Raw genomic sequence first — 7,326 nt, 5'->3', positions numbered from 1 at the left:
CCCCAGTCGTTTGCCCCAAGTTCGACTCCGCCCTCCGGCAAATCTTGAGATTCTGTGACCACATCCCACCGCGAGACACAGCTGGGCTCTCACCGTCTGGTGGTCCGCGAGCGCTCACAAATGCGTACAGCAATCGGCATAGGGGTGTCGGGTAGGCCCCGACATCCCCTGCCACACCACCCGGCATGCGGGTCCGCACCGGGCGGTTCAGGAAGTGAATCTTGAGCTTCCGGTCTCGTGTGCCGCCATCGGTACTTCCTCGCTCCGCCGGTAGCTCGGGGCTTCACCCCTCCCTCCAACGGGAGCTCCAGTTGCCCGGACATCTGAGGCCCTGTACCTTTGAGACCCATCGTTCCCTCTGCTCTCCTTTCTGTTCGGCCCTTCTCTGCCTGAGGCAGATATTATGGCCTATGCTGACTTCTTGCTCCCCCACTTTTCAGCGGGGTCGCCCTTTCAGACGTAAGGCAAGATCTCCCCAGATAAGACATGCACCCTTCACCGCACGACCGCCGGATTTACGCCGCCTGATCTTTGACCATAAGAGCTTCGCGGTCACTTGCCCGCTCGCCCTGATCGGCGTCGCCTCCAATCCGGTTTCTGTACGTCGGCCCGCGGCTTCGCTCCACGCTTCCTTCCCACGGTCAGTCACCCTTCCGCAGTTGCGCTTCGCTTCGATCGCTATGGCCAGCTTTCGGGAGGACTTCCACCTCCAAGGTGAACATCATGCTGGGCGTACAAGAGCAAGGCCGTCTATCACAGACGGTCCTCACTCAGATCGCTACTTCTTCCCTGCCATCACAGCTCTCAACCTGTTGCCCAACGTCCCACCCTTGTTGCCGACGCGCTCTCGCGGCCCGACGTGCTTGTCGGTGTAAGCATAGGCCGCTTTGCCAATCGACGCCTTGAGCGCTGCAAGCGGGTGGCCTCATCCGCCTTAGGTACCTGGGAAGACACGGCGTTAGAGCAGGCCAGGGATGAACCGCTTGGTACGAGCACAGTAGGCTGCGTACTCAGAACCCAGGGAAGAGAGCAAGGCCTTTTCTTCCTTCGCCACGCGGTTGAGCACTGCGAGGGCGATGGGAATAAGAAGCCCCAGGATACTCAGCAAGTTGGCGGAGGACACACCCAGACCCATGAAGGCGAGGAGAAGGCCGGTGTAGGACGGGTGACGGATGAAGCGGTAAAGTCCCGTCTGAACAACCGCGTGGTTGGAATGGATGGCCACGTCGACCGTGAAGAATCGGCCGAGCGTGAGGATGGCCGCCCAGCGTATGGCGAGGCCGCTCACCAGTAGACCAAGCGCGATGAGATGGATCGTATACCTAGGTCCTTGGAAACGAGCCGAGGGAATCCACTGAGCGGCGTTGGCCAACGCGATGCCGAGAGCAACACTGAGCCAGAGCAGGCGCATTGAGCCACGATCTTCGCTTTGCGCAGCACGACTGCTTGAGCGCTTCACGAAAGCAAGCGCAACCTCCGAGATGGGGAAAACTACGATCACTACTAATAGAACGAGTTGAATCATCGGCTCTCCGGTTGCTTAACTACGTCTTACGCCGTTTCCGCCCAACATGCTCTGCTTAATCAGCCACCGCTAGCTTACCTGTGAGGTGCCTGCCTGTCAATGCCTCAATGCGCACAAAATGAGAAGAGCAAGGCCGTCTATCACAGACGGTCCTCACTCAGCGCACTACTTCTTCCCCACCATCACAGCTCTCAGCTTATTCCCAAGCGTTCCGCCCTTATTGCCAACGCGCTCTCGCGGACCCACGTGCTTCTCGGTGTAGGCATAGGCTGCCTTCCCAATCGATGCCTTGAGCGCTGCCAGCGGAATGATCTCCTCGCTCTCCGGCTTGCCCTTCACCATCACGCGGATGCCCTTGTCAGCTTTCTCAACGATGAAGCTTACCTTCGGACTCACGTTCTCAGAGCGCCCGCCTTCAAACTCGCAGTCCACTCCTGCCTTCCGGCAGGCTTCGCGGTAGAGCCCCAACGCCTCGCGGTACTGGCCTCTAGCCGCCGCAACGAGGGCTTCGGCCTTGTCCAGAAGCACCTTCGCCTCGCTTTCGGCCTTCGTCAGGCCAGCGTTGGCATCGAGCACCGGCTTGCGCAGGGCGCCGAGGTCGGGAGCTTGAGGCTTGTGGGCCTCCTTAGCCTTCGCTGCGTTCTGCTTAGTCTGCTCAGGCTTCACCGCCGCCTTGGCCTTGCCGTTGCCTTTCTTCGCCTTCTTTGCCATGTCTCTCACCCCCTCTCTAATAGCTTTTCAAACAAGCAGTTACAATGACTGCCTAGCTCCATGAACGCTCTTGAGGCAAGAGATGGCAAGTAAATTAGTGAGGTCAGCCGAAGATTCTTTCAGCGGGAAAGCAGGGCAGAAAGTGGTGAAGAGGCGATGGGAAGGGTAGCGTGCAGCACGAATACGCGTAGATAGCATTCGGACAACTGCCACGGAACCCCTAGAACCTCACGCCGGCGGAGAATCGGTGAGTATCGCCGAGGTACTCGTACGGAACGTAGGCGTAATCAACTGACACTCTCCGCCACTTCAAACCGATGCCGGCTGAATAGGAATTAGCTGAATTATATCCCGCTCTTAACGCCAGGATGTCTCGAATTCCAAGTTCCCCTCCCACGCATAAGTAAGCATCGTTGTCCCTTGGCTTGCCTAAATCGCCCGCCAGCAGCAAGGGCCCCGTTTTGTATGCTGCGCCAACCCTTACGCTCAAGGGCAAGGGGTCTGCCTTCTCTATGAACTTTATGCCAGGTCCCATATTGTTGACAGCAACCCCAAGCTTAAGGCCATGAAGGATACCAGGTGCGCAAAGAAGGCCGACGTCGACCCCAAAGCCCCTGGCGCTTTCCTCTTCAATCTTCTCCTGGATGAATTTGACACTCACTCCATACGAAGCGGATCCCATTAGTCTTCTGGCATATGCGATAGTTCCAGCGGCATCATACGCAGAATATTCTCCCTCACGTTGAAAGTTCTCGTACTTGGGAATCTCGCCGGAGGAAGAGTAGGCCGCAGAGATTCCGAGACTGCCGAGACGTGAGGGACACACCAAACCAAGGTACTGATAGCTCATGTCAGCTAGCCAGAAGTTCTGCATAGCCGTTATCTGCGGAGACTGGATCTCTGCAAGTCCAGCGGTATTCCAGTAAATGGCAGTTGCATCATCTGCTATCGCGACGTATGCCTCCCCCATTGCGCATGCCCTTGCACCCACACCCATCTTAAGAAACTGCGCACCCGCCTCACCAATAGCATAGGCATTTCCCCACAATGAGACCCCTAGGACGAACGCCAAGACCAAACATGCTCCGCTCGCCTTGCTCATACAGCCTCCATGTCACATACTAGATTATCTGATAATTGCAAACTTGCCTCTGTGCTCCTCCCCCGAGGGAGTCCGGAGCACCCACACATAGACACCGCTGGCAACGTCTTTTCCATCCTCACTCTTACCGTCCCAGATTATCGTTTCTTGTCCTGCAGACACCTCAAGTGTCTTAATGTGTTCTCCGGCCTTGTTGAATATCTTGATCTCCGAGCCACGCACTTTTTCTCCAAAGAAGGTCATATTTGTATGCCCACGAGCCGGGACAAAGGGGCTAGGCGAGACTGCCATCACGGGAACTATATTGACTGTGGTGACGGCGTCGTAATCCAGATGGGGCAATTCTCTATTTCCGACATTGTCTTCGGCGACGCTCTTAAATCTGTAGGTGTGTCCGCTCTCACCCCTGTAAGTAACAGTACTATCCTGTGTAGCAAGCCACAACTCAGGCTCTGCTCCGTTGTCAGAGACGTATATCAAATACCGGGCAATTCCAGAACCGTGTTCCTCGTCCTGGCCTGAGATGCAAACATTGAAGGAAGTCTGAGGCTGCGTAGCGCCTAGTGCTTTTGCGTGGCTTGTAGGTGCGAGCACGTCCACGGTGTTGATATAAGGGCCGTCCTTCGGTGCAGGATTCCACGGACCCACACCATCGAAATTCACAAAGGCCTGATTTGCAATTCTCGTTCCGCTGGGCAAATCTGTCCGCGGTTTTACGGTGAAATCGACCCAACCAATCTCATAACCGCTGTCTGTCATGGGCGGCATGAATCCCTCCATTGGATCTTCGGGAGGTTCGCCAGTTGCTGGATCAAGAGACCGGAAGGTCCAACTCACTTCCCTTGCACTTTGGTTATACCTGCCCTCCACACTTACGATTGAATTCTTGTCCGGACGCATGTCAACGTTGATATTGAAGTACTGACCGCCCTCCAAGGGGATAGTCCAACGCAGAAAGCCGAATTCGTTGAAGGCAAAAGTGGAATCGACGAAACCGGTGGACAGTGTGTCGAGCACGAACACTTCCTGCGCGGGGGCAGTCGCGTCTTCCTTGTTCCAGAAGTCAATGCGGTAGGTAAGTGCGTCGGTAGTAGGGACGAACCGCCGTAGCTGTCCCGGGGGCGTGTCGTCTGGATCGTAACCCGCAAGGCCACACTTGTCCTCGGGGGTCACCGAACTGGCAAAAAGGATATGTAGAAGGGCTTTGTACCACTTGCTGAAAGTCTTTTCACATGGTGATCCTGGTTTCACGGCAAGCACGAGATTTTTCAAGTCATTGTAGAGTTCCAGCTTTGCGCAACGTGGGTTTCCAGGCGAGAACTCATCACAGCACTCGGCAAGCATGTCAGTGAAAGCCTGTATCAGGCTCTGCGGCTCCTGCGGCGCACCTATCCGGGCTCGATATCTCTCTAGCTCGTACATTACGAACATATTCCCCCAGGAATAAAGGCAATCCCAGCCAGGCGGAAACTTTATGAGAGCGGTGCCTAAGTCAACTATGCATTGATACCAATCGCTCGACCACCAGGGGCCGCCGAGTACAGGGACGTGCGGAATCCGAGAAGAACCCTCAGCTTGGCGGGGATCTAGTAGTATAATTGGCAAGGGATTGAAGAGAGGACGATTTAACCAAACGGAAAGATCGAAACCCTGAGCGAGAGTGGCCCCGGGTACCATCAGTTCAATCTCGATTGTTCCGTCGCAGCCGGGTGGAACCAACGGAAGCAGAAGCGGTATGCGAGTTTCAGAATCATACTCGATACTAATCGGTATTCGACTCCAGTCAAAGGGCTCTTCGCCCTCTCTCGGCGTCGGCGGTGCAATCGGAGTATCAAACTTCCAAATCAAACTGGCGGGAAACGCTATCCAGAGTGGAACCCCAATTGCGTCAACGTTGCCCGTGTTGCCATATTTTATGACATACCTCTGGTATCTGCCGACCCGCAACTGTTCCCTTCCCACAATCTTTACCCACATGTCCGGCTGTCCGCCAGCTTCTACAACAAAAGGCTGAGGAGCTGCCACCATTTCACCATCAGGGTTTGCAACCTCAAGCCTCCACTCTCCCGCCGGAGTGGCGGACAAGTCGAATGTCACTGTGAGACCTCTCATAGTTGAGTCGCCGCTTACGTAAGTCGCGGCCACACTGCTGTAGCCGTCCCGCACAAGCGATACTATTGCTCGAGGCGCGAGAGATGCTCCAGAAATAATCAATGTCACGAATCCGAAAGTACCGCCCTTGTATGAGGAAACGTCCGTGATTGTGGGCGCAGAAGCTGGCGGTGGCTGAACCGAGACTGTGTCAGCAATAATCATGTATTCGCGCGCCTGGCCACCAACACCCTCCATGACCGCCGAATCCATGTACCTCAAGTAATATCGACCCGCCGCTGGGTTCTGTATCACGCCCTCTATGTGATACCCTGCACCCATGTTGGAGAATTGCCAGTGCTGGCTTCGGTTGCCCAGATACCCCTGATAAACATCAAGTGTACTCCACAGCCCAAAACCCTCTGTCTCGAAGAACAAGGATGCCTGACTCGGAGGAACATCCACCTGCCCCCAGTCACAGCCATAGGGTCTCAGGACTTGGCCTATTTTCCATTGCCCCAGTTGCAAGCTATCCAAGGCGGCGCAGACCTTGACCAGTCCTTCACCGGAACCTGTGGCGGATACTTCGAGGGTGTACCAGCCGTACTGCGGGGTTTGCAAATGAACATCAAAATCGCCACTACCACTTGCAAGTGCGACCTGCACTCCGTCTTTGAAGAGTTTCATGCTTCCTGTCCAAGTGTCTGAATATCCGATGTGGGTGGTCTTTTTCATGAGAACATAGAGATTGTCGACGCCATCAGGAACGTTCACACCTATTTGGGTTGGTCTGGCCTGCCCCACGCTAAACTCTTCCCAGCTCCCGAATGCGATCTCCTGGCCCGGGAATCCCGAAATCGTGAAACCTTCGTAGAAGATGTAAGAGTCATTATCGGGATTTGTGACTCTAAGGTTCCAGGTACCTGGAACCGCACCGGTCAGATCAAACGTAGCTCTTATCTCCTGAGGGCTCACAAACTGTACGGCTGCCGTATCAGCAAAGACTGTCCCGCCCACCGTGTTCTCGAGACTCGCGGTTGTCCCCGGTTCGAAGCCGCGGCCTGTTATAGTCACAGTGGCCATTCCACGATTTGCAGCCTCACCAGGCGTCCTACTATAAATCTCTGGCCCTACCCCGCTCGTCAAAGAAAAAGCTTGTCTGTTCTCGCTGCGTACGAGACCGCCCTCGGCCTGGGTTGAACAAGTGGCAAAATACGCGGCGGGTTCGGTCGGCGTCCACGGAGTGAAGCTCAGTGTGTCACTCTCACCCGGTGACAGGCTCAAATCGACTAAGCTATCTGAATAGACATTGTAAATGGTGAATTTGGCAGCGAAGGTCTGCTCCTCCCAACCGATGTTCGTTAGTAGTGCCTTCGGGACTATGCTTGGGCTAAAGGAAACGACTCCTGAGGGTTCAATAATGGAGGCCACTCTGATCAGCCCACCAGCCAGAACTCCGCTCCACCTAAGCTCGTATGAGCCGATCTCGTCACTTCCGTAGTCACTGATGTACAACGTGTACATGCCGGATCGTTTGAAATACGAATCTGAAATTTGTGAGCTCGATGAGCCACCAACGCTTACGATCAGGCTGTCCGAGGGTCCGTATAGCTCCATCAACGGTTCCACAAAACCTGAACTTCTTACGACCGTTACGGTCGTGGTGTCTTCTGCGTCTACAAGAAACACGTATGCCTTCATGGCGCCGTACTTCTCTAGAGAGCCAGACATTGTTCCCTCGGCCGCGACTATCCTTTCAGCCTTAGCCTTCACGTCCTGCCGACACTGCAAACTCAACCAATAACTACCAGTATGGTCTCCCCCATTATCACTCACATACAACACGTACCTGCCCGTGTACGGAAGCCGATAATCCCATATGCTCGGAGATACACTC

General features: G+C 55.0%; 4 protein-coding genes. All 4 read right to left on the bottom strand.

The window, feature by feature from the left end:
* Positions 1–958: 958 nt before the first annotated feature.
* Positions 959–1,525 (bottom strand): isoprenylcysteine carboxylmethyltransferase family protein, encoded by a 567-nt coding sequence (locus tag NTX17_07545; protein ID MCX5801221.1) that lies wholly within the window; start codon positions 1,523–1,525, stop codon positions 959–961.
* Positions 1,526–1,690: 165 nt separating this feature from the next.
* On the bottom strand, positions 1,691–2,236 hold the full coding sequence (locus tag NTX17_07540; protein ID MCX5801220.1) for a hypothetical protein: 546 nt from the start codon (positions 2,234–2,236) through the stop codon (positions 1,691–1,693).
* Between the two features lie 220 nt (positions 2,237–2,456).
* Positions 2,457–3,338 carry a PorV/PorQ family protein gene (locus tag NTX17_07535; GenBank protein MCX5801219.1) on the bottom strand — a complete coding sequence of 294 codons (882 nt, stop codon included), beginning with the start codon at positions 3,336–3,338 and terminating at the stop codon, positions 2,457–2,459.
* A gap of 24 nt (positions 3,339–3,362) precedes the next feature.
* The gene (locus NTX17_07530) at positions 3,363–7,160 is read right to left on the bottom strand and encodes a hypothetical protein (protein ID MCX5801218.1); all 3,798 of its coding nucleotides are present in this window, start codon (positions 7,158–7,160) and stop codon (positions 3,363–3,365) included.
* Between the last annotated feature and the right edge of the window lie 166 nt (positions 7,161–7,326).

The sequence above is a fragment of the Candidatus Eisenbacteria bacterium genome (genome assembly GCA_026388185.1).
Taxonomy (GTDB): domain Bacteria; phylum Eisenbacteria; class RBG-16-71-46; order JAFGJU01; family JAFGJU01; genus JAPLKG01.
The sequence above is the reverse complement of the archived record's forward strand: the minus strand, read 5'-3'. Positions and strand labels throughout refer to the sequence as shown.

Excerpts from the sequence above, each read along its gene's own strand:
- NTX17_07545 (MCX5801221.1), bottom strand. The coding sequence starts at position 1,525 with ATGATTCAACTCGTTCTATTAGTAGTGATCGTAGTTTTCCCCATCTCG.
- NTX17_07540 (MCX5801220.1), bottom strand. The coding sequence starts at position 2,236 with ATGGCAAAGAAGGCGAAGAAAGGCAACGGCAAGGCCAAGGCGGCGGTG.
- NTX17_07535 (MCX5801219.1), bottom strand. The coding sequence starts at position 3,338 with ATGAGCAAGGCGAGCGGAGCATGTTTGGTCTTGGCGTTCGTCCTAGGG.
- NTX17_07530 (MCX5801218.1), bottom strand. The coding sequence starts at position 7,160 with ATGTCTGGCTCTCTAGAGAAGTACGGCGCCATGAAGGCATACGTGTTT.